Annotated in this window: 15 protein-coding genes; 7 read left to right on the top strand and 8 right to left on the bottom strand. The window is 45.0% G+C overall.

All coding sequences use genetic code 11. From position 1 onward, the window contains the following. Nucleotides 1–27: 27 nt before the first annotated feature. The 6 genes from CAG58_RS06805 to CAG58_RS06780 are packed head-to-tail and all read right to left on the bottom strand — an operon-like array spanning nt 28 to nt 6,837. Nucleotides 28–1,671 carry a BatD family protein gene (locus tag CAG58_RS06805; protein WP_161425679.1) on the bottom strand — a complete coding sequence of 548 codons (1,644 nt, stop codon included), beginning with the start codon at nt 1,669–1,671 and terminating at the stop codon, nt 28–30. Further along, a complete protein-coding gene (locus CAG58_RS06800) occupies nt 1,671–3,503 on the bottom strand; it encodes a VWA domain-containing protein (protein WP_161425678.1) in 1,833 nt (610 codons plus the stop codon). Before CAG58_RS06800 ends, CAG58_RS06805 begins: the two co-directional genes overlap by 1 nt. Further along, nucleotides 3,496–4,464: a vWA domain-containing protein gene (locus tag CAG58_RS06795; protein ID WP_161425677.1), complete on the bottom strand. Its 969-nt coding sequence runs from the start codon at nt 4,462–4,464 to the stop codon at nt 3,496–3,498. The genes CAG58_RS06800 and CAG58_RS06795 overlap by 8 nt, the downstream gene beginning before the upstream one ends. Continuing rightward, nucleotides 4,451–4,936, bottom strand: a complete 486-nt coding sequence (locus CAG58_RS06790) for a DUF4381 domain-containing protein (protein WP_154170870.1) — start codon at nt 4,934–4,936, stop codon at nt 4,451–4,453. Before CAG58_RS06790 ends, CAG58_RS06795 begins: the two co-directional genes overlap by 14 nt. 5 nt (nt 4,937–4,941) lie before the next feature. Next, nucleotides 4,942–5,871: a DUF58 domain-containing protein gene (locus CAG58_RS06785; protein ID WP_154170871.1), complete on the bottom strand. Its 930-nt coding sequence runs from the start codon at nt 5,869–5,871 to the stop codon at nt 4,942–4,944. A gap of 9 nt (nt 5,872–5,880) precedes the next feature. Further along, nucleotides 5,881–6,837, bottom strand: coding sequence for an AAA family ATPase (locus tag CAG58_RS06780; protein ID WP_161425676.1), 957 nt, complete (start codon nt 6,835–6,837; stop codon nt 5,881–5,883). 287 nt (nt 6,838–7,124) lie between these two features. On the opposite strand from CAG58_RS06780, the gene CAG58_RS06775 reads away from it, so the two are divergent. The 6 genes from CAG58_RS06775 to CAG58_RS06750 all read left to right on the top strand — a co-directional run bounded on the left by CAG58_RS06775 (nt 7,125) and on the right by CAG58_RS06750 (nt 15,928). After that, the gene (locus CAG58_RS06775) at nt 7,125–9,038 is read left to right on the top strand and encodes a methyl-accepting chemotaxis protein (RefSeq protein WP_158145179.1); all 1,914 of its coding nucleotides are present in this window, start codon (nt 7,125–7,127) and stop codon (nt 9,036–9,038) included. 353 nt (nt 9,039–9,391) lie between these two features. Continuing rightward, entirely contained in the window at nt 9,392–11,308 is a 1,917-nt protein-coding gene (locus CAG58_RS06770; protein ID WP_161425675.1) for a methyl-accepting chemotaxis protein, read from the top strand. Between the two features lie 64 nt (nt 11,309–11,372). After that, nucleotides 11,373–11,573: a restriction endonuclease subunit S gene (locus tag CAG58_RS06765; RefSeq protein ID WP_154170874.1), complete on the top strand. Its 201-nt coding sequence runs from the start codon at nt 11,373–11,375 to the stop codon at nt 11,571–11,573. Between the two features lie 300 nt (nt 11,574–11,873). Further along, nucleotides 11,874–13,232 (top strand): alpha-amylase family protein, encoded by a 1,359-nt coding sequence (locus CAG58_RS06760; protein WP_161425674.1) that lies wholly within the window; start codon nt 11,874–11,876, stop codon nt 13,230–13,232. A gap of 443 nt (nt 13,233–13,675) precedes the next feature. Then, nucleotides 13,676–14,905 carry a peptidase T gene (gene pepT / locus CAG58_RS06755; RefSeq protein ID WP_161425673.1) on the top strand — a complete coding sequence of 410 codons (1,230 nt, stop codon included), beginning with the start codon at nt 13,676–13,678 and terminating at the stop codon, nt 14,903–14,905. Nucleotides 14,906–15,049: 144 nt separating this feature from the next. Further along, nucleotides 15,050–15,928, top strand: coding sequence for a mechanosensitive ion channel family protein (locus CAG58_RS06750; RefSeq protein WP_161429828.1), 879 nt, complete (start codon nt 15,050–15,052; stop codon nt 15,926–15,928). 9 nt (nt 15,929–15,937) lie between these two features. Here CAG58_RS06750 and norR read toward each other — a convergent pair whose 3' ends face one another. Continuing rightward, the gene (gene norR / locus CAG58_RS06745; protein WP_161425919.1) at nt 15,938–17,524 is read right to left on the bottom strand and encodes a nitric oxide reductase transcriptional regulator NorR; all 1,587 of its coding nucleotides are present in this window, start codon (nt 17,522–17,524) and stop codon (nt 15,938–15,940) included. A gap of 189 nt (nt 17,525–17,713) precedes the next feature. Here norR and hmpA point away from each other — a divergent pair, with 189 nt between their 5' ends. Then, nucleotides 17,714–18,913, top strand: a complete 1,200-nt coding sequence (gene hmpA / locus CAG58_RS06740; RefSeq protein ID WP_161439718.1) for an NO-inducible flavohemoprotein — start codon at nt 17,714–17,716, stop codon at nt 18,911–18,913. Between the two features lie 65 nt (nt 18,914–18,978). Here the strand turns inward: hmpA and CAG58_RS06735 are convergent, their stop codons facing one another. After that, the gene (locus CAG58_RS06735; protein ID WP_004396923.1) at nt 18,979–19,188 is read right to left on the bottom strand and encodes a cold-shock protein; all 210 of its coding nucleotides are present in this window, start codon (nt 19,186–19,188) and stop codon (nt 18,979–18,981) included. Between the last annotated feature and the right edge of the window lie 163 nt (nt 19,189–19,351).

Here is a 19,351-nt window from a genome sequence, read left to right as displayed (position 1 = left end):
GTATTCTTAGTCTTAACGTATCTAATCCTATAATTTCGCTAAGGGGTGCTGAGTTTTGGCTGCCCGCTTTAGCGCTTCTTGCTGAAGACGTTTTATCAGCGTGTTAAGAGCTTGGTAGTCACACGTTTGGCTGTTTAGTGAAAATTTATTTTCATGCAGTGTATTCAGGGTTTGCCGTACTTGCTCTCGCTCTGCATGAGTCAATGGACTTTCATTTAACCAGCGTGAGAGTGCATGGTTAATCATCATCGCATCTTGAGTGGTTAAGGCATTCTGTAGCTGTTGCCAAGTGGAGCTAGGCTGAATGTTGGTTGTTTCTTGTTCATTCAATCGGGTATGTTTTCGATATAAACGCCAATACAATCCGAGCGTGACTAGCCAGAAAGTCGCCAATAAGGCGGCCAGATACGGCCATAATCCTGCCTCTTTAACAACTATTGTTTGAGCAGACACTGCTGTCGTATGGTGCGGATCAGAGGGCGAGATAGCATTGATTGGTTGAGTCGCCGAAACATCAAGGGATAAGCCTTTCGCTTGGCTTAATTGGGCCTGTTTAGTGTGGCTATTCCACCAATGAATATTGATATCAGGCAGTTGGATTTCACCACTTCGCCGTGGGATCAACACCTGTTTGAGTTGCATCAGTGTATTTCCGTTATCTAAAGTGGTGAATTGTGGCTTTTGCTCGTAAACGCTAATCGAATCAGGATAACTCAGAGCAAGAGTGGGCAGTTGCTCTGCAGAGACCCCAGCCACTTGCAGGGTAATATCTCGGGTTAGAGCATCTCCCACTTCGAGATGATAAACGCTATCGGTGATTGGCGCGCCTTGGCTATTTGTCCAATGATCGCTGAGCGTTAACTGTGAGGTTGGTAGCCATGCCCCTTGGTAGTCACTCGGCTGTGGTTCAACCACTAATGAATAAGTGTTGGGTTCTGTGTTGAGGGGAATAATGCGCGCCCCACCATGTAACGTATTTCCTAAAAGGTATGAGCCTTGAAAACGAGGTTCAACTAAATGATATTCCCCTGCTTGAATCGCTGTTAAGCGATACTGCTGCTCAATAATGGTCGCTTCTATCCCTGCGATCACCGTCTGATATTGTTGAGTTTCACCAATCTGACCAATAGTCATCCCATCTACGGACGGTGGTGTGATGTGGGTGTTTTGTAAGCGGCGGCGATCCGCTTTGATGGTAAGGCGAGTCGTTAAAACGGTACTTTCTGCTGGATATAGAGTATCCCGTGACAAGGTACTCTGTAGTTGAACAAGTTCATCCATCTGTGGTGCTTGTTCATCAACGCTGACTTGTATCGAGATGGGATCGGTGCGTTGGCCGTTAAGCTCAAAGCTTGGGATAGTTAAGATCCCTAAGCGATTGGCGGCTAGCGATAATGTCCATTCGCTGCGCTGGCTACGTTGATTGTTAATGATATTGACTGAAGACACGAAGCTTGGTCGGCTGGTAAAAAAGTCCTCTTCTAGATGACTAAAATCAATCGCTTCTGCGTTGGCCGGTTGATCACTGACAAGACGCAGCTGAAAGACCTCGTTTTGGACGACTTTATTTTTGCTGACCGTAGCATAAAACGATGCACTATAAGCCGAGAGACTGATGCTAGTGAGCAATATCATTAGCCAAAATGAAAAGTTGAGTCGTAACAATTTCATCACCATGGATTACCTTGATTTTGGGGAGTTGATTTCTCTTGAGCTTGTAAATACAGCTGGGCACGTAATAAGCGACTCGGATCGCGAGCACTTTCGACTTGCTCTAAACGGCGCAGTAGCGGATCGCTTTCTTGTGTGCTAGCTGGGGTTTGATCCACCGTTGGCTCATGGGGCAAATCTGGTTCTAATGTATTCGGCTCGATCGGTGTTGCTGCTGAGTCAGATGTCTTTTCATCCGCATGTAACGTATCTGTATTGGACGAAGCCGAAGGCTCTGCATTCGGACTGTTATCTTGGGGTGATTCTGATTGTGTTGACGAATGTGAGTCATCACCGTTTTGGGGCGAGTTTTTCTCTTTCTCAGAGTTCGGATTGGCTTCGTTGGTCGGTGACGAATCTGCTTGCGACGAAGCATCGTCAGCGTCAGACTCTTGTTGCTGTTGCTGTTGCTGTTGCTGTTGCTGTTGCTGTTGCTGTTGCTGTTGCTGTTGCTGCTCAAGCGCTTGCTTTACCACCGTTAAATTATGCTGCGCATCAGTATGCTGCGGATTATTGGCGAGTATATGCTGATAACGTTGTAGCGCTTCGGTCAGCTCACCAGCTTGGGCGAAAGCATTGGCTAGATTGTATTGTACTTGCTCGCTGGGATTCTTGATTTGACTAAGCACGTCAATCGCACCTTGATAATCTCCGGCTTGATAGCGCGCAACACCTTGCCATTCTGGTTGAGAAAATAACTGTGCTGCGGTTTGATAATCACCTTGTTGATAAGCCTGCAGCGCTTGCTGATTTTGATTTAGCCATGCGGAGGCGTGTGCAGGTGAAACGGTTAAGCCATTACTCAGTGTTAGTAACGCAACCCAAATATAGCCACGTCTAAATAGTAATGCGGCTGGTAAAATGAGCAATAAAATCAACCAATAGCCGTGGTTTATTGGAATGGAGAGCTGAGCGGCTTGTGTGGATAATGAAGCCTGATACTGAGATTGAGTGGCACTTAATAGACGCATGATATCTTGATCGTCCCCTCGATAAGCAACGAATAAGCCTTGTACTTCGTTAGCTAAATCTTGCATCAGTGAAAAATTGGTTTTAGCAATGACCGGTTGGCCAGATTGATCGTTGAGCAGTGTGCCATCAGGCATAGCAATGGGTGCCCCACTTTCGGTTCCGATACCGAGCAAGCTTAACTGCCATGGTTTGCCTCGGACTAAAGAAGAGATCGCCGATGCTTCATTGGCGGAAAGGTCGTCGGCGATTAATAGAATATCGCCTTGTTGAAATCCCGCTTGTTGGAGCATCTCAATCGCCAGCGCGACCCCAGCCGCCGCATTGGCTCCCGGTAATGGCATGATACTTGGCGATAAGTTCGGAACTAAGCTCGCAATCGTGGCTGTGTCGGTAGTTAAAGGGCTGACAATATAGGCATCCCCAGCGTAGGCGACCAAACCTGTGCTGCCTTCTTGCCAACCGTTGAGTAAATCGAGCACTTTGTAACGAGCTTGAGACAGTCGATTTGGCTTGATATCGGTAGCATACAGCGATCGTGACATGTCCATCACCACGACACGGCCACTCTGCTGGCTATAACTTGGCCGAGGCTGTTTTTCAAAACTAGGTCCTGCTAGAGCAATGAGGGCGATTAGCCAGCACGTACCGAGCCCACCCAAAACCAGTGATTGCCGCTGGCGAGCCACTAACCCCAATGCTTGGGCCAAATGGGGAGCAATAAGAGGTGTAGTTGTGGCGTATCGCAAAAGCCAAATAAGCACGAGGCCAACAGGTAGGATCCCGAGTAACCATAGGGGCGAAAGAAACATAAACTCAGACATGATGTCTCCTCAGCATCATCAAAATGATAGAAAGTAACAAACTTAGTGCTAACGGATAGCTGAATATTTCTTTTTGAGGTCGCCACACATGAGTCGCTTGCTGAATCGGTTCAAGTTTATCGATCGTCTGATAAATGGTCTGTAAATCCTGTTTATCACGCGCTCGGAAATACTGTCCCCCCGTCAAGTCGGCAATCTTTTGTAATGTTTCTTCATCAAGATCTTCAGCAGTATTAATACGACGCGTCATAAAAAAATCCCTGACCATCATTTCACCTGCACCGACACCCACCGTGTAAATCGTGGTGTGATACTGTTTGGCGATTTGCGCCGCTTCGATAGGGTCAAGTACGCCGGCATTGTTACTGCCATCACTGAGGAGGATCATCACCCGCTGCGGGGCATCACTTTCAATAAAGGTTTTGGTTGCGAGGCCAATACCATCGCCGATGGCAGTTTGAGTGCCAATCAGACGTAAAACGGCTTGATTAAGCTGTTGAGCGACGGTAGTTCTATCGAGAGTGAGCGGTGTTTGTAAATAGGCGTGATCCGCAAAAAAAATCAGTCCGAGACGATCGCCTTGCCGCTGAGCGATAAAGTCACTAAGTACCTGTTTGACCGCCGTGAGACGATCGATATAGTCATCGCCCATCTGCATGTCTTTTTGATTCATAGAATAAGACAAGTCGACCACCAACATCATGTCTCTATGAGGCTGAGAGTGTGTAATGGGTTCACCATACCAAACAGGGCGCGCTGCCGCTGCGACGAGGCTTATCCAAAGTGTTAGCACCAAACCTTTTATCAGCCATTGCTGTGGTTGGTGGTTATCACTGGACGGCGGAAGATAAGCGAGAGGTACTGCAGTAGTGGGTGGTTGCGGCGGTAAAAAAAAGTACACCAGCAGTGGCAGTGGCAGTAACGCCCACAGCCACCACCATACAAATTCAACGTTTGCCAAGGTTTCGTAAACTCCTCTTTGTTGGGGGCAACGCTTTATCTATCCACAAGTAGCAATCCGCAACCAAACGCTCCGGATGCTCGATGGGTTGTTTTTGATATAAGGCTTGTTGCCATAACGCGAGATTTGGCACAAAGAGTGGTTGCCCCAATTGGTTATCTAAAAAAACGTACCAGTCATGGCCCGTGAGGTGAGCAATATCTTCACGCGGGAAATAACACAGCGCGGCTTGTCTCAGCAATTCAATCGCAGAAGAGGGGGTTTGATAACCCGCAGGCATACCGAGTAAGCGTAATGCGGTTTTCTTCGGAGCGAGACGCTTACGTTTCCAGTGAATCAAAAAGGCAACCAGCAAGATAACGCTAACAGCGGCTGCCGCGCTTACCCACCATCCCCACGCTAATGGCCACCAAGAGGGCAAAGCAGGAAGATGAAGAGCATTAAGGTCGAGTAGTGATGAGGCTGCCTGCATTTAATTTAGAGTCCGGATAGTTGTGGTAACAAAGGCCGCCCACAAGAGAGTAGGCGATAGTCCATTGCCATACGTTGGCTCAATAATTTTAGTTTTAGTTTCTGAGATTCAAAGGATTTTTTGATACCGTCGCGGGTATTATTTGCTGAAAAGTTGAGCCAGAGCGTGTGTTGGTTATTTCTTACACGTTCTCTACCACGAAAAGCGGTGATCCCTTGCTCCAATGGATCGGCAATCTGTACTATTCGGACTTGATTATGGCGACTTAATCGACTCAAGAGTGGCTGCATTCCGTCATCATAGCGTACGAAATCGCTGAGCAAGATAATCTCACTGCCTTTAGGACAGAGTCGATCAAGCGTGAGTAAGCCTTCCTGCATGGAAGAATTTGACGCAGTGGTCGTCTGCTGCGCTTGTGTTTGTCTACTGATTAGTTCAGATAGAATACGTAATGCGCCATTACGCCGTGCGGTGGGTTTTAGTTCAATTAACCGGTTTCCAAGATCAATAACCGCGCCAATTCGATCTTGTTGCGCCACGGCTAACCAACTGATTAAACTTGCCATATGAGCGGCTTGCACGGATTTAAACAGTAAAGTTGAACCAAACTGCATCGAAGGGCTAAAATCGACATAAAGAATAACGGGTTTTTCTCGCTCTTCACAAAAAAGCTTAGTGTGTGGTTTACCCGTTCTTGCTGTCACTCGCCAATCAATGCTTCTGATATCATCGCCAGCCTGATACTGGCGCACTTCAGCAAAATCCATCCCACGACCAAGTTGACGGCTTTGGTGTTGACCGAGCAATGGAGCCCACAAACTTTTAGCTGGAGGGAGCCATTTTACGGCCTGTTGCTGGTAAGGCAGTAGTTCTTCAAGGCATAAGGTAACGCCATTGGCGTGCTCAGGTAATGATGATAGAGAAAGATTGGTCATCTATTTATCCTAGGCGCTGCCGACTAATGTCAGTAAGTGAGCAATAACTTGGTTAGGCGTGATGCCTTCTGCTTGTGCTTGATAAGTTAACAGTAATCGATGGCGAAGCACGGGATAGATCATCGCTTGAACATCCTCCGGGCTGACAAAGTCTCTGCCACTGAGCCAAGCATGAGCACGAGCACAACGGTCTAAGGCGATGGTTGCGCGTGGGCTAACCCCCATCTCAATCCATTGAGCTAGTGTTGGGTCATACTCACCGGGATGACGGGTGGCCATGATAAGGCGGATGATATACTGCTCGATGGCCTCAGCCATATGGATATTGAGTACGGTTTGTCTGGCAGAGAAAATATCCGATTGACTCAAGACGGGCGGAGTAATAGAACGCTGTCCCAGAGCTTCTCCACGGTTAAGACGCAAAATAGCCAATTCATGTTCAGCGTCAGGATAGCCAACTTCTAAATGCAATAAAAACCGATCCAACTGCGCCTCAGGTAAAGGATAAGTCCCTTCTTGCTCAATCGGGTTTTGTGTCGCCATCACCAGAAAAAGTGGCGGTAGTGGGTAGGTTTTACGACCTGCGGTGATCTGCTTTTCAGCCATTGCTTCTAGCATTGCCGCTTGTACCTTGGCAGGAGCACGGTTTATTTCATCAGCGAGAACCAGTGAATGAAAAATAGGCCCAGGTTGGAAGGTGAATTCTCCCGTTTCTGGGCGGAAAATATCGGTACCGGTTAAGTCTGCTGGCAGTAAATCAGGGGTAAATTGTATACGATGAAACTCGCCTTCAATGCATTCAGCCAGTGATTTTACCGCACGAGTTTTTGCTAATCCTGGGGGGCCTTCAACCAAAATATGCCCATCCGCCAGTAAAGCAATTAGCAACTGTTGGATTAATGAAGATTGACCAATCACTTGCTGGTTTAAATAGTCTTGTAGTGTTTGAAAGGTAGTTAACTGCATTGACCTTAAACTCCCGATAGAAAAATCAGCTTTTGGTCAATGTATTACCCGAAAAGTTCCCACCAATACAGCAAAAAAATGCGGCACTTGAACCGATTGGTGATGATTTCGACGCCGACATTACGACGAGAAATGGGACTAAGTTCGGTATATAAATAAATGATTGGAAGAATACTCACCAAATTGCAATCAATTTCGTGATTTTTAATGGTTTTGTGCTAAACATCTAAGTAGCAAAACTTCGATTTTATTAGTCTCAGCAGACATTGTTTGGTGAAGAGGATCCCATGCTCAAAAAATTAAGAATGACATCAAGACTGATCATTGTGTTCAGTATTCCTTTGACCATCAGTTTGTTACTGGCTGCTTGGATAGTAACCAATCAAGTCAGCTCCAGAGTGGTGGGGTTAGGAGAAACATCAGTCAGCCGTACGGCGCAAAGTAGTTCGGAAATGGTCAGCAGTTGGGTAGAAGCCCGCATGGCGGTTGTCCGCTCCTTGGCACAAACCGAGACGTTAGCTTCCGGAGATACGCAAGCCATTTTTAACTACGTTAAACACTTTGGCAAAAACATGAGTTCAGAATTTGAAGTGATGTTCTTTGTCGACTTAAAAGGGGATGCTTACCACCACAACGGCGTTGTTGCGAGTCGAGCCGATCGTGGTTACTTTCAGCAGTTAGTGGTACAAAAAACTCAGCAGTCACTGGTCAGTGACCCGCTTTATTCGGGAACTTCAGGCAATGCGATCATTGTTTTGGCTCATGTGGTAAAAAATCATCGTGGTGAAGTGATTGGTTTATTAGCCGCAACCGTAACGCTGAATACTTTGACTCAACTGGTTGATAGTGTCGCTACCAATAATGCAGAAGCGTGGCTGGTTGACTCGCGCGGTGTCTATGTGGCACATAAAACGGCAGCCAAACGCCTAAAAGATAATGCAACTCAGGACAGCAACACGGCTTACGCACAAATGAGTAGATTAATGGTTGCCGGTCAATCTGGGTTAACCGATCTGTATTTAGAAAATAAGCAACATTATATGGTGGCTTACCATCCGGTCGCGAATACCCCGGGTTGGTCGCTCGCGGTTGCTCAACCGTACGATGATATTATCTCTACGGCACGTGAATTAACCGTCACCTTGTTACTGGCGTTTGCGGTGACCTTGATTTTATTAATCGTCATCATTCTTTTGGTCGCTAAAATGATTGTCAGACCAATCAACGAAACGCGTGAGGCACTAGAGCAAATTGCCGCGGGAGATGGTGATTTAACTCAGCGTCTTAATGAAGAGCGCCACGATGAGTTTGGCGATTTGGCGCGCAGCTTTAACGCGTTTGTGGGAGGGGTGCATAGCTTGGTAAAACAAGTGGCTGAAGCTTCCATTCAGTTAGGTGCCGCGGCTGAGCAATTGGCGGTTTCAAGCCGAGAAGCGAATGATCAAGTACAGAAACAACGTCACGAAACGGATCAAGTGGCTACCGCGATGACAGAAATGGCCGCAACGGTGAACCAAGTTGCAGAAAATGCCGGTAATGCGGCTCAAGCGGCGGACCGTTCAAGTAAATTTGCTCAAGAAGGTGAAGTCGTGGTGACGAAAACCACTAACGAAGTCCTGTCCTTAGCGAAAGAGGTACAAACCGCGGTTAATGTGATAGAGAAACTACAGCAAGACGCAGATTCTATCGGCAAAGTGCTTGAGGTGATTCGTAGCATCGCTGAGCAAACGAACTTACTGGCTCTTAATGCAGCAATTGAAGCTGCTCGAGCTGGTGAACATGGCCGAGGCTTTGCGGTGGTTGCAGATGAGGTTCGAACATTGGCGACACGTACGCAAAGTTCTACCGAAGAAATTCGTGACATTATCGAGAAACTACAATCAGCGTCGAAGAATGCTTCGCAAGTCATGGATGGTGGTTATCGTAAGGCTAATGAAGTGGTCGACTGGGCCGAACAGGCTTCGGAAAAGCTGCGTGAAATTACCGCTGCGATCATTACGATCAATGACATGAACATCCAAATTGCGACGGCAACCGAGCAACAATCAATAGTGGCTGATGATGTAAACCAAACACTCAACCGAATCAGCGGTGGGGTAGAGCAATTATCCGATGGCTCAACCCATATTGCGGCGGCCAGTGATGAGTTGGCACGTTTAGCGACGGATCTACAGAATAGAGTCGGTCGCTTTAAGGTTTAAATTTTACTCTCTTTTCAATCAACATCGCCCCTAAAACTAGGGGCTTTTTTATATCTTTTCTACCTAAAAATCGAGTCATAGTCACTACCATTATTACTCTCAATGATCCTCAAAGACCAATCGACAACGGCATCAATTTTTTGAAAAAGTGTATGGTTGATTGACAGTCTCGCTGTCGCCTTACGCGATTGGAGTATCGATATTTGGTGAATAATTATCAGTTTTTAATGAATTGAAGGCTTACCATTATGGTGAGATATGCGTAAATATGAATTGGTTGCCGATTCTATTATACTCCTGACTTGATAATGTTGGTTCTACCCCCTGAAGGGATATCTATATAAGGTTGTACTATGTTTACATTCAAAAACATGACCATAAAAAGTAAGGTTGTGCTCGGTATGACGCTAGCCGTTTTAGCGTCGACGACCATTCTTGGTTTAATGGCTCAGCATCAAGCTAGGCAGACGCTAGAGCACCGTTTAGTTGATATTGAGCTCCCAACGATGCTGCATCGAATTGCGGAACAAATTGATCGAGACGTTAGTACCCTATTGCAAGCTTCTCAACAGATTGCAAACAATGTGTTTATTCAAGAAGTGATTGCGACCACCGATAGAAATGCAGAGCAAGAAGCTCAGCTTGTTCTTCAGCTCAACAATATTCGTCAGCAATACCGTTTAGATGATGCTTCAGTGGCGAATCGAGAAACGGCTTTTTATTGGAATCAAAATGGGTTTCTCCGCCAATTGAATCGTCAGCAAGATGGCTGGTTTTTTGGTTTCACGGACTCTCAACAGCCAACGATGGTCAGTATGTTTAGAGAGCCGACTGGTGAGGTAAAACTGTTTGCTAACTACCAAATTGTCAATGGGATTAGTATGTCAGGTTTGTCTAAATCAATGGATGACATGGTACGTTTATTGACCAGTTTTAAGATTGAACAAACCGGCTTTGTTTATCTAGCGAATGCTCAGGGTGAGATTCAAGTTCATCATCAAAATGATAAACATCAACGTTCATTAAGCCATATTTATGGCCCACAAGCCTCATCTCTACTTAATAAATCAACCTTTAATTTAATGACGGCTCAAGACAGTGGTGAAGAGGTATTTGTTGCCAGTCTCTATATCCCGAGTATGGGTTGGTTTGTCGTTGCTTCTGTGCCTGTTCGAGAGGTTTTTGCTGATCTGAATAGCATGGGACAACGGATGATATTATTAACCTTGATGGTGGCTGGAGGGTTCATTGTTGTGGGGATTATTTTGGCCAATAGTATCGCCAAGCCTATCCGTCAGATCGCTCAACGATTTACCGATCTCGGACAAGGCGATGGTGACCTGTCTCAACGTATTGAGATTGAGGGCACCGATGAAATTGCTCAGTTATCACAAGGATTTAATGGTTTTATCGATAAAATTCATCAATCGATGAAAGAGGTTTCTGCGACGAGTCGAGCGTTGCATCATGCCGCTGCGAATGTGTCGAACAAATCGCAGACCACGTTTGATAATAGCCAACATCAGCGTGAACAAACGGTTCAAGTGGTGACAGCCATGAATCAAATGGGTTCGACAATTAGTGAAATTGCCGCCAATGCTGCTACCGCTGCTGAAACCGCTAATGAGGCGGCAACCAGCACGCTACAAGGCAAAAAAGTGATCACTCAAGCCAAAAACACCATTGATCGTTTAGCTACTGATATCATGAATACCGGTGAAGTGGTTGGACAGTTGGCGAAGAAAACCCAAGATATAGGTAGTATTTTAGATGTGATCCGAGACATCTCTGATCAAACCAATTTATTAGCATTGAACGCAGCAATCGAAGCTGCGCGTGCAGGCGATCAAGGTCGTGGTTTTGCGGTGGTTGCCGATGAGGTTCGTAATTTAGCCAGTCGTACGGCAAGCTCGACCGAAGAAATACAAACTATGATTCATCAACTACAAGCTGATGCGAAAGCGGCGGTACAAGCAATGGAAACGGGGAGAAGCGTTTCAGCCGAGGGGGTTGAATTTACCCAATCAGCCGCTCAAGAATTAGAAATCATTTTACTGAAGATTCGAGACATTACTGATAGAAATACTCAAGTTGCTACGGCGACAGAAGAGCAATCGACGGTTGTTTACACCATTAATAGCAATGTTGAAGAAATTAATGTTGTGAATGAGAAAACGACGGTGACGGCAGAGCAACTCGCTCAAGCGAGCCAAGAGTTAAGTGACTTATCGCAGCGTCTTGATTCGATGGTGAGTAACTTTAAACTCTAACGTAGTCTAGCTACCTTGTGGTGACTTAAGTAGACTACAAGGTTTTTAATTGAAGAGGCATACTATGAAAGATATTGAACAAGAGTTAGAGAACATGACCGCTCAGCTTAGCGACCAACCTGAAACACCACTACCAAGTTTGGAAGAACAGCGTGCTTTGGTGGCTGAATTTAAGCGTTTAGAAGCGGCTGGTGAACTAACTCCAGAAATATTAGAGCAACATTTTGGGCCGTTTTTTGCTGCCAGTGATGCCCCTGTACACTAATTTTCTTGTTTTTATTCAATCACAAAGGCGCTTTACTGCCTTTGTGATTTTCTGCCTATACCGTACGACGAGCAAATGTGATTTCTCGACGGTTTTTTAATCCATCCTAAACATTTCGTTGCCTAGCGAAAGCGTGATTCTACGCCTTGGGTCTCCACCATCAATAATTCCATAAAGGGGGATGGCGCTTTGCTCCAGCAACCTATAATCATGGTCACTATAATCGAATTGTTCTAGCGAGCTGCATTCATTGATTTTTTAAGTTTTCTTTCGCTGGCTAGATAAACAGGAGTATTCAAGATGATCAGTTCTCAGCCGACGGATGTCATTTTACATGTTTTTGATTGGCCTTATGCCAAAGTCACCGAGCATGCGTCAAAGATTGCCAAAGCAGGCTATAAAGCCGTATTAGTTTCACCGCCGATGAAGTCTTACCAACAACCGAGCGGTACTCCTTGGTGGCAGCGTTATCAACCACAAGATTATCGAGTGATTGATAATCAATTGGGCAATACCAGCACGTTTCAAGCGATGGTTGCGAGTTTAGAAGCGCTGGGTTTATGGGTGTATGCTGATGTGGTATTTAATCACATGGCCAATGAATCAACCCATCGCTTGGACTTGCAATATCCAAGTGATGACGATCTTAACGACTATGCTCAGCGTGATGAGTATTACCAACAACAACGTTTGTTTGGTGACTTATCTCAACCCCTGTTTACCGAAGATGATTTTGTCGAAGCCTTTGGTATTAAAGATTGGCAAGATAAATGGCAAGTGCAAAACGGACGTATTTCAGGTGGTCCACATGATGCAGGTTTACCTACATTACGTGATAATCCTCATGTCGTTGCACAGCAGCAAGCCTATCTGTTGGCGCTAAAAGCAATGGGCGTGAAAGGGTTTCGGATTGATGCTGCCAAGCATATGACCATTGAGCATCTCAAGCGTGTATGGAGTGAAGAGATCACTCATGATGTGCATATTTTTGGCGAGATCATCACCGATGGTGGAGCGACCAAAGCGGAATATAAACTGTTTTTAGAGCCCTATTTAGAGCAAACCCGTTTGGGAGCTTATGACTTCCCCTTATTTCAGACTGTCTTTAATGCGTTACAGCCGAAAGGCAGTTTAAAAGCGTTAATTGACCCCTACTGTTTTGGTGAAGCGTTATCGAAAGAGCGCGCTATCACCTTTGCTATTACTCATGATATTCCTAATAACGATGTGTTTATGGATCTCGTGATGTCAGAAACGTTAGAGTCGCTGGCGTATAGCTATATTCTTGGTAGAGATGGCGGAGTACCGTTGATCTACACGGATTTAAACCCAAGTGGACTCTGTGCTCGCAATGGAAAACCGCGTTGGCAGAATGCTTGGTGTGATCCTAAAATTTTGGCTGGGATTGCCTTTCATAATCAAATGCATGGGCTACCCATGTTACCTATCGAAGCCAGTGATGATCTATTGGTCTTTCGCCGAGGTGAACAAGGGGTCGTGATCATCAATAAATCGGCTCGCAGCCAATCTGTTGAGCTTAAGCAATGGACGAATGGATTGTACGATCTCTACACTGGTGAGACGTTTGAAGCCCAAGGTAGTATGACGACTATTGAAACGCCAGCAATGAGCAGCCGAATGCTAGTGCTTCAGCGCTAGTGGATGAATGGTATTCTTTTGATGAAAAAAGCGCCTCTTGAATCGATAAGTTGATATCAAGAGGCAAGACGTCGTTAGCGAGATGTTTAGAGAGTTTAAGCCGTTTGAATCGTTAATATCTGTGCATTAACCAGAAGCGAGTTACCTTATTATTCTAGTAATGATGACGAAAAACGCCAATGAGCGGCTCAATAAATGTACATTTTATGGTTTTTGCTGGAGCAGTCTCTCATTTTTTCTGATCTTTCTCTCTCATTGACTCATCCATCCCCTGTGACTAATCCACTAAAAACTGATTTATAGCAAGTTATCTTATTAGCAAAGACGTACTATCAAAAGTAATCAGTAGCGTATCAAGCCACATCGTCTCCGTCTATTGGGCGAAGATGGGCTTTGATGTTGTATACGTTTTTAATTGCCTTGCCGAATAGTGAGTATTTACTATGCAGAATCTTGTTGATCGTTTTTTACGCTATGTGACTTATGATACCCAATCTAAGCCGAAAAATACGCACACGCCCAGCTCCAGTGGGCAAATGGTTTTTGCGCGGCACCTTGTTGAAGAATTACAGCAAATCGGATTGAGTGAGGCGAGTGTGGATGAATACGGCTATGTAATGGCCTGCTTGCCCTCTAATGTTCACTATACGGTTCCTGCGATCGGGTTTATCGCTCATTTAGATACGGCACCAGACGCTTCAGGTAAACACGTCAAACCGCAAATTGTCGAACATTATCAAGGGGGAGACATTGCTCTTGGTAAAGGCGATGAAATTCTCTCACCGATTCAATATCCAGAGCTGCATCAACTTCACGGTGAGCACTTAATCACTACCGATGGCCATACCTTGCTCGGCGCTGATAATAAGGCAGGCATTGCCGAAATCATTACCGCCATTGAGATGCTGATTGCCGATCCTTCCATTCCTCACGGTGATATTTACATCGCATTTACTCCCGATGAAGAAATTGGTCGTGGTTCTGATCATTTTAATCGGCAAAAGTTCGCAGCAGAGTGGGCCTACACCGTTGATGGTGGTCCTGTCGGGGAGCTGGAGTTTGAAAACTTCTATGCAGCCACCGCTCAGGTTATTTGCCACGGTGTTAATGTTCATCCTGGAACGGCGAAGAATAAGATGGTGAATTCGATGTATCTCGCCAGTGACTTCATTGCCATGATGCCGATGCAAGAGACACCAGAGCATACCGATGGCTATCAAGGTTTTTATCATCTTAAATCCGCTAAGATGAGCGTTGCATTATCACAGTTAGATTACTTAATTCGTGATTTTTCACGTCAAGGTTTTGCCGATCGTAAAGCATTTATGCAGCAACAAGTACAACGGCTTAATCAACGTTTGGCTAAAGGCCATATTGAATTAGTCATAACGGATCAGTATGCGAATATGAAAGAGCAAGTGATGGCGCACCCACATATCATTGAATTAGCCCAATCCGCGATGCTTGAGTGTGGTATCTCGCCAATCATTAAGCCTATCCGTGGTGGAACAGATGGTGCGCGTTTATCTTTTATGGGATTACCTTGCCCGAACCTTTTTACTGGCGGCTATAACTTTCATGGTATTCATGAGTTTATTACTATTGAGGGAATGGAGAAAGCGGTTCAAGTGATTGTGAAATTAGCAGAAAAAACCGCACAGCGTTACGCATAAAGGTTTGTTGTCAATCAACGCTAAGGGATCGCTTTAGCGTTTTTTTATGGTTTTTGGGTGCCTAAGCAACTTCATGTAGGCATAAGACCATCAATACGGTATAAAACACTCAATAAAAAAGATAATGGATTAGGAATTTTTACCATGCAACATCTCTACGTCGCCATTGCGTTTTTACAAGAAAATAAGTTGATATTAACGCTACTTATTATTTTCTTGATCATGGCACTAAAACGGTTAGTGCTATCGCAAATTCGTGGTGAAGTCTCTTTTTTGACCGAAGAGCAACGTAAATGGATGTCACGGACCAAAAATGGTGCTTTTGTTGCCACGATTTTAATTTTATTTTTACTCTGGAAATCAGAGATCAGTCAGTTTGCACTATCGGTAACCGCGATTGCCATTGCGATTGTGGTGGCTTCAAAAGAGATCATTCTCTGCTTCACCGGTTCAATTCAACGCGCCAGCTCTCGCTCATTTCGTATGGGGGATTGGATAGAAGTGGGCAAACTGTGTGGTGAAGTGATTGAGCACAACATGATGGCGACCGTCATTCAAGAGATTGATTTGCAGCATGGTCAATACCATTACACAGGCAAAACGGCGACGCTACCTAACAGTATGTTTTTTACTTACCCAGTGAAAAATTTAAACTTTATGAAGCGTTATGTCTTCCATAACTTCACCATTATTGTGCCCCGATTCGTCAATTTGTATCCCTTGTTACCGATCATGTATCAGCGAATGGAAACGCATTTTGCTCATTTTATTGATGTCGCTCGGCGTTATAACAATATGATTGAGAAACATGCTGGCGTTGATTTACCCAGTGCTGAGCCGCACATTGAAATTTCCAGTGCAGGGGCGGGCGAGCAAGTGGTGCACTTTATGATCTTTTGCCCAACCGATAAAGCGAACCAATTAGAGCAATTGATCCGCCGAGATTTTATGGAGGCGTATGAAAAAGCTTTTCCACCTGAGCCAGCCGTAGCGCAAGAACCCGCCCAAGAGACTGAGAGTTAACGCGTCAAGTTATTCAATACTGTGGTTTCTGTGCAGTTGTATGCCGAGTCGTTTGGCAAGACGAGTTAAGTTGGCACGATCCACATCGAGTCTTCGTGCCGCTTGAGCCCAGTTGTATTCTGCTTCCTCCAACGTTTGACAGATCAATTGACGTTGAAACGCATCGGTTGCAGTGCGTAAGCCCAATGATTCCTGATCTGACGCCCTGACAGCTTGCTCGGCACAAGCTTGTGGAGGATGAGTCGCGATTAAAGATTCATCGAGAGTTCCTATTTCCATTAAATCAATGGTCACTAAGGATTGGTTAGGCTTTAGAGCGCGAGCTTTGAGTGCGGAACGATTAATAACATGCTCTAACTCTCGAACATTGCCAGGCCATGAATAATGGATCAGGTAACTGAGCGCTGGGGCGGCGATTTTTAATTGCACGATACCGAGTTTACGCCGGGTTTGTTCCAGAAAGTACCCGACTAATAAGGCAATATCACCGGTGCGCTCACGAAGTGGGGGGACCCAAATTGGGTAAACACTTAATCGATGGTAAAGATCGGCTCGAAAACGGCCGGCTTGAACCTCTTGTTTTAAATCCCGATTCGTTGCGGCGAGAATACGAACATTGACGGTTTGTACCGTATCTTGACCGACAGGTTGAATCTCATTGTTTTGTAATACACGCAGTAATTTACTTTGCGCTAATAAAGGCAATTCGCCAATCTCATCTAAAAATAACGTTCCCTCATCGGCTAAAGCAAATTTCCCCATTCGATGACGTTCAGCGCCGGTAAAAGCGCCTTTTACATGCCCAAATAGCTCACTTTCGACTAAATTTTCAGGGATAGCCGCACAGTTCACATAGACCATAGGTTGGTGTTTGCGAGCAGATAGCTGGTGAATGGTACGCGCAACCAACTCTTTTCCGACTCCTGTTTCACCATGAATCATAATGGTGAGATCGGAGGGAGCGACAACGTGGATATCCGACATCATGATCCGTATAGCATCACTATTGCCAATGATGTCCCCTTTTTCTCGTTGCCAGACGTCTTCGTTGAGGGCTTCTAGACGCTGCTGGCTATATTTAGCCTGAGCTTCCAGTTGTGAGAGAGTCAATGCTAATTTCAATGTTGAGGCCGCGATCGCCGCTAAAGCCTCTAGACTGCGCATGGGTATGTTATTAAAAGCGTTGGGGGTGAGGCTATCGAGGGTCAGAACGCCTAATAACACATCGCCAAAGAGCAAAGGTAGACCCATACAAGCGTGAATCGGCAGATCATCGTCATGCTCCATCAGTAAACCATCAAAAGGATCGGGGAGTGGGCAGTCGGCTCCGAATCGCACTGGAGAGCTCGATTGGCAAATAATATCCAGTCTCGGGTGCTCTGAGATGATAAAACGCCGCCCCAGTGTATCTCTGGTTAAGCCTTGCATCGCTAGTGGAATAAGGGTGTCATTTTGCCGTGACATCAACACCACACAGTCACATTGAATGGTCTTGCGAATCGCATCCAATAAGCGATGAAAACGATCTTGATCGTTAATACCGCTGGCTAAGCCAATCGTCATGTCTACTACGGTGGAAACAGAAAAATCTTGCATGGTCATCGCTCCTTTTGGACATGATAGAGTCAAAATGACCAATTTAAAAGAAGTTAATTTGACATGATTTTATAGATGTCTGTGTAATTATCTTTTAATAACAATAAGTTAATTTTTGGCATTGAACCTGCAATGGGATAGTGGAAGTCAGTTTATTTTCAATTATCTTATATCAGGAGACGTCGATTTATGCTCAACAACCATACTATCGCAATCATTAAAAGTACGATTCCTTTACTAGAGTCTGCAGGACCCGCACTTACGGCTCATTTTTATCAGCGTATGTTTACTCATAACCCTGAATTAAAAGATATTTTTAATATGACCCATCAAAAAACAGGTCGTCAAAGTGTTGCTCTATTTAGTGCTGTCGCTGCTTACGCTAAAAATATCGATAACTTAGCGGCTCTCACTAGCGCTGTTGAACGTATCGCTCATAAACATACTAGCTTTAATATCCAACCGGATCATTATCAAATCGTCGGTCATCATTTGATTGAAACATTACGAGAGTTAGCACCTGAGGCTTTTACGAGCGAAGTAGAACAAGCATGGACAGAAGCCTATCTCTTCTTAGCACAAATTTTTATTGATCGAGAAGGTGAGCTCTATTTACAGCGTAAACAAGCGATCGGCGGTTGGTCTAATGCGCGCGAGTTTATTGTCGCAGACAAGCGTCCAGAATCATTATTGGTGACCAGTTTTATCCTAAAACCCAAAGATGGTTTACCAGTACTTGCTCATCAAGCAGGTCAGTATATAGGATTAGAAGTGAAACCTGCGGGGCATCGATATCAAGAAATCCGCCAATATTCGTTATCTCACGCGACAAACGGCGAGTATTACCGGATATCGGTTAAGCGTGAAGGAGCGGACAATCAAAACGCAGGGGTAGTCTCGCACTATTTGCACGATAACGTTCAAGTTGGCGACTCGGTTGCTCTATATGCGCCAGCGGGTGATTTTTACTACGTTGAGCGTCAGCGTCCAGTGGTACTTATTTCTGCTGGCGTCGGTGTTACTCCGATGCAAGCGATGTTACAGACTCTTGCCGAGCAGGATAAAAATCGGGTTCATTATTTATACGCTTGTCATGATCGACAACAACACACCTTTTTAGAAGAAACGGCGACACTCATCGCAGCCCAGCAAACCTCAGGCAAAGAATGGCAACAGCAGGTTTGGTATTTACGTGGTGAAGGCGCTAATACGCATACTGGTCAAATGGATTTATCAGCCGTCACTTTGCCAATTGATGACGGGGATTATTATCTCTGTGGTCCACTTGGTTTTATGGAAAATATAGTCAAACAGTTGATGAGTTTAGGCGTTGATGCGGAACGGATTCATTATGAAGTGTTTGGCCCTCATGCCGAGCTGAATCGTTAAGATATGAGAATATAAAATGAAAATAGCCAGCTAAGAAGCTGGCTATTAAGTATTAGGTTCGTCTATTACAGGACTTTGATGCTTTCAGCTTGAGGGCCTTTTTGACCTTGTGTGATCACAAACTCAACTTTTTGGCCTTCAGCCAAAGTGCGGAAACCTTCACTTTGGATAGCACTGAAATGAGCAAAAACGTCAGGACCGTTTTCTTGTTTAATGAAGCCGAAACCTTTAGTTTCGTTGAACCATTTAACGGTACCAGTAACAGGAGTAGACATAGTAAAAATCCTAAAAAACATTTTGTATATAGGCCGAATTCGGCACGGATAGCATGGAAAAGTAGCTTGCTATTGCGTACGACACGACGGGAGTTACAAGGAATCCAACGAAACAATGTGTATACAACGAACTTCATTTCTAGCTGTCAGTGAGTCTAGATCA

The organism is Vibrio sp. V31_P5A7T61 (assembly GCF_009904895.1).
GTDB lineage: Bacteria > Pseudomonadota > Gammaproteobacteria > Enterobacterales > Vibrionaceae > Vibrio > Vibrio metschnikovii.
Note: the sequence above shows the minus strand (reverse complement) of the source record. Positions and strands in the feature narration are given on the sequence as shown.

What these genes read in the sequence shown, in the direction of transcription:
- CAG58_RS06805 (WP_161425679.1), bottom strand. Translation starts at nt 1,671, where the DNA reads ATGAAATTGTTACGACTCAACTTTTCATTTTGGCTAATGATATTGCTC.
- CAG58_RS06800 (WP_161425678.1), bottom strand. Translation starts at nt 3,503, where the DNA reads ATGTCTGAGTTTATGTTTCTTTCGCCCCTATGGTTACTCGGGATCCTA.
- CAG58_RS06790 (WP_154170870.1), bottom strand. Translation starts at nt 4,936, where the DNA reads ATGCAGGCAGCCTCATCACTACTCGACCTTAATGCTCTTCATCTTCCT.
- CAG58_RS06785 (WP_154170871.1), bottom strand. Translation starts at nt 5,871, where the DNA reads ATGACCAATCTTTCTCTATCATCATTACCTGAGCACGCCAATGGCGTT.
- CAG58_RS06780 (WP_161425676.1), bottom strand. Translation starts at nt 6,837, where the DNA reads ATGCAGTTAACTACCTTTCAAACACTACAAGACTATTTAAACCAGCAA.
- CAG58_RS06775 (WP_158145179.1), top strand. Translation starts at nt 7,125, where the DNA reads ATGCTCAAAAAATTAAGAATGACATCAAGACTGATCATTGTGTTCAGT.
- CAG58_RS06770 (WP_161425675.1), top strand. Translation starts at nt 9,392, where the DNA reads ATGTTTACATTCAAAAACATGACCATAAAAAGTAAGGTTGTGCTCGGT.
- CAG58_RS06765 (WP_154170874.1), top strand. Translation starts at nt 11,373, where the DNA reads ATGAAAGATATTGAACAAGAGTTAGAGAACATGACCGCTCAGCTTAGC.
- CAG58_RS06760 (WP_161425674.1), top strand. Translation starts at nt 11,874, where the DNA reads ATGATCAGTTCTCAGCCGACGGATGTCATTTTACATGTTTTTGATTGG.
- pepT (WP_161425673.1), top strand. Translation starts at nt 13,676, where the DNA reads ATGCAGAATCTTGTTGATCGTTTTTTACGCTATGTGACTTATGATACC.
- CAG58_RS06750 (WP_161429828.1), top strand. Translation starts at nt 15,050, where the DNA reads ATGCAACATCTCTACGTCGCCATTGCGTTTTTACAAGAAAATAAGTTG.
- norR (WP_161425919.1), bottom strand. Translation starts at nt 17,524, where the DNA reads ATGCAAGATTTTTCTGTTTCCACCGTAGTAGACATGACGATTGGCTTA.
- hmpA (WP_161439718.1), top strand. Translation starts at nt 17,714, where the DNA reads ATGCTCAACAACCATACTATCGCAATCATTAAAAGTACGATTCCTTTA.
- CAG58_RS06735 (WP_004396923.1), bottom strand. Translation starts at nt 19,188, where the DNA reads ATGTCTACTCCTGTTACTGGTACCGTTAAATGGTTCAACGAAACTAAA.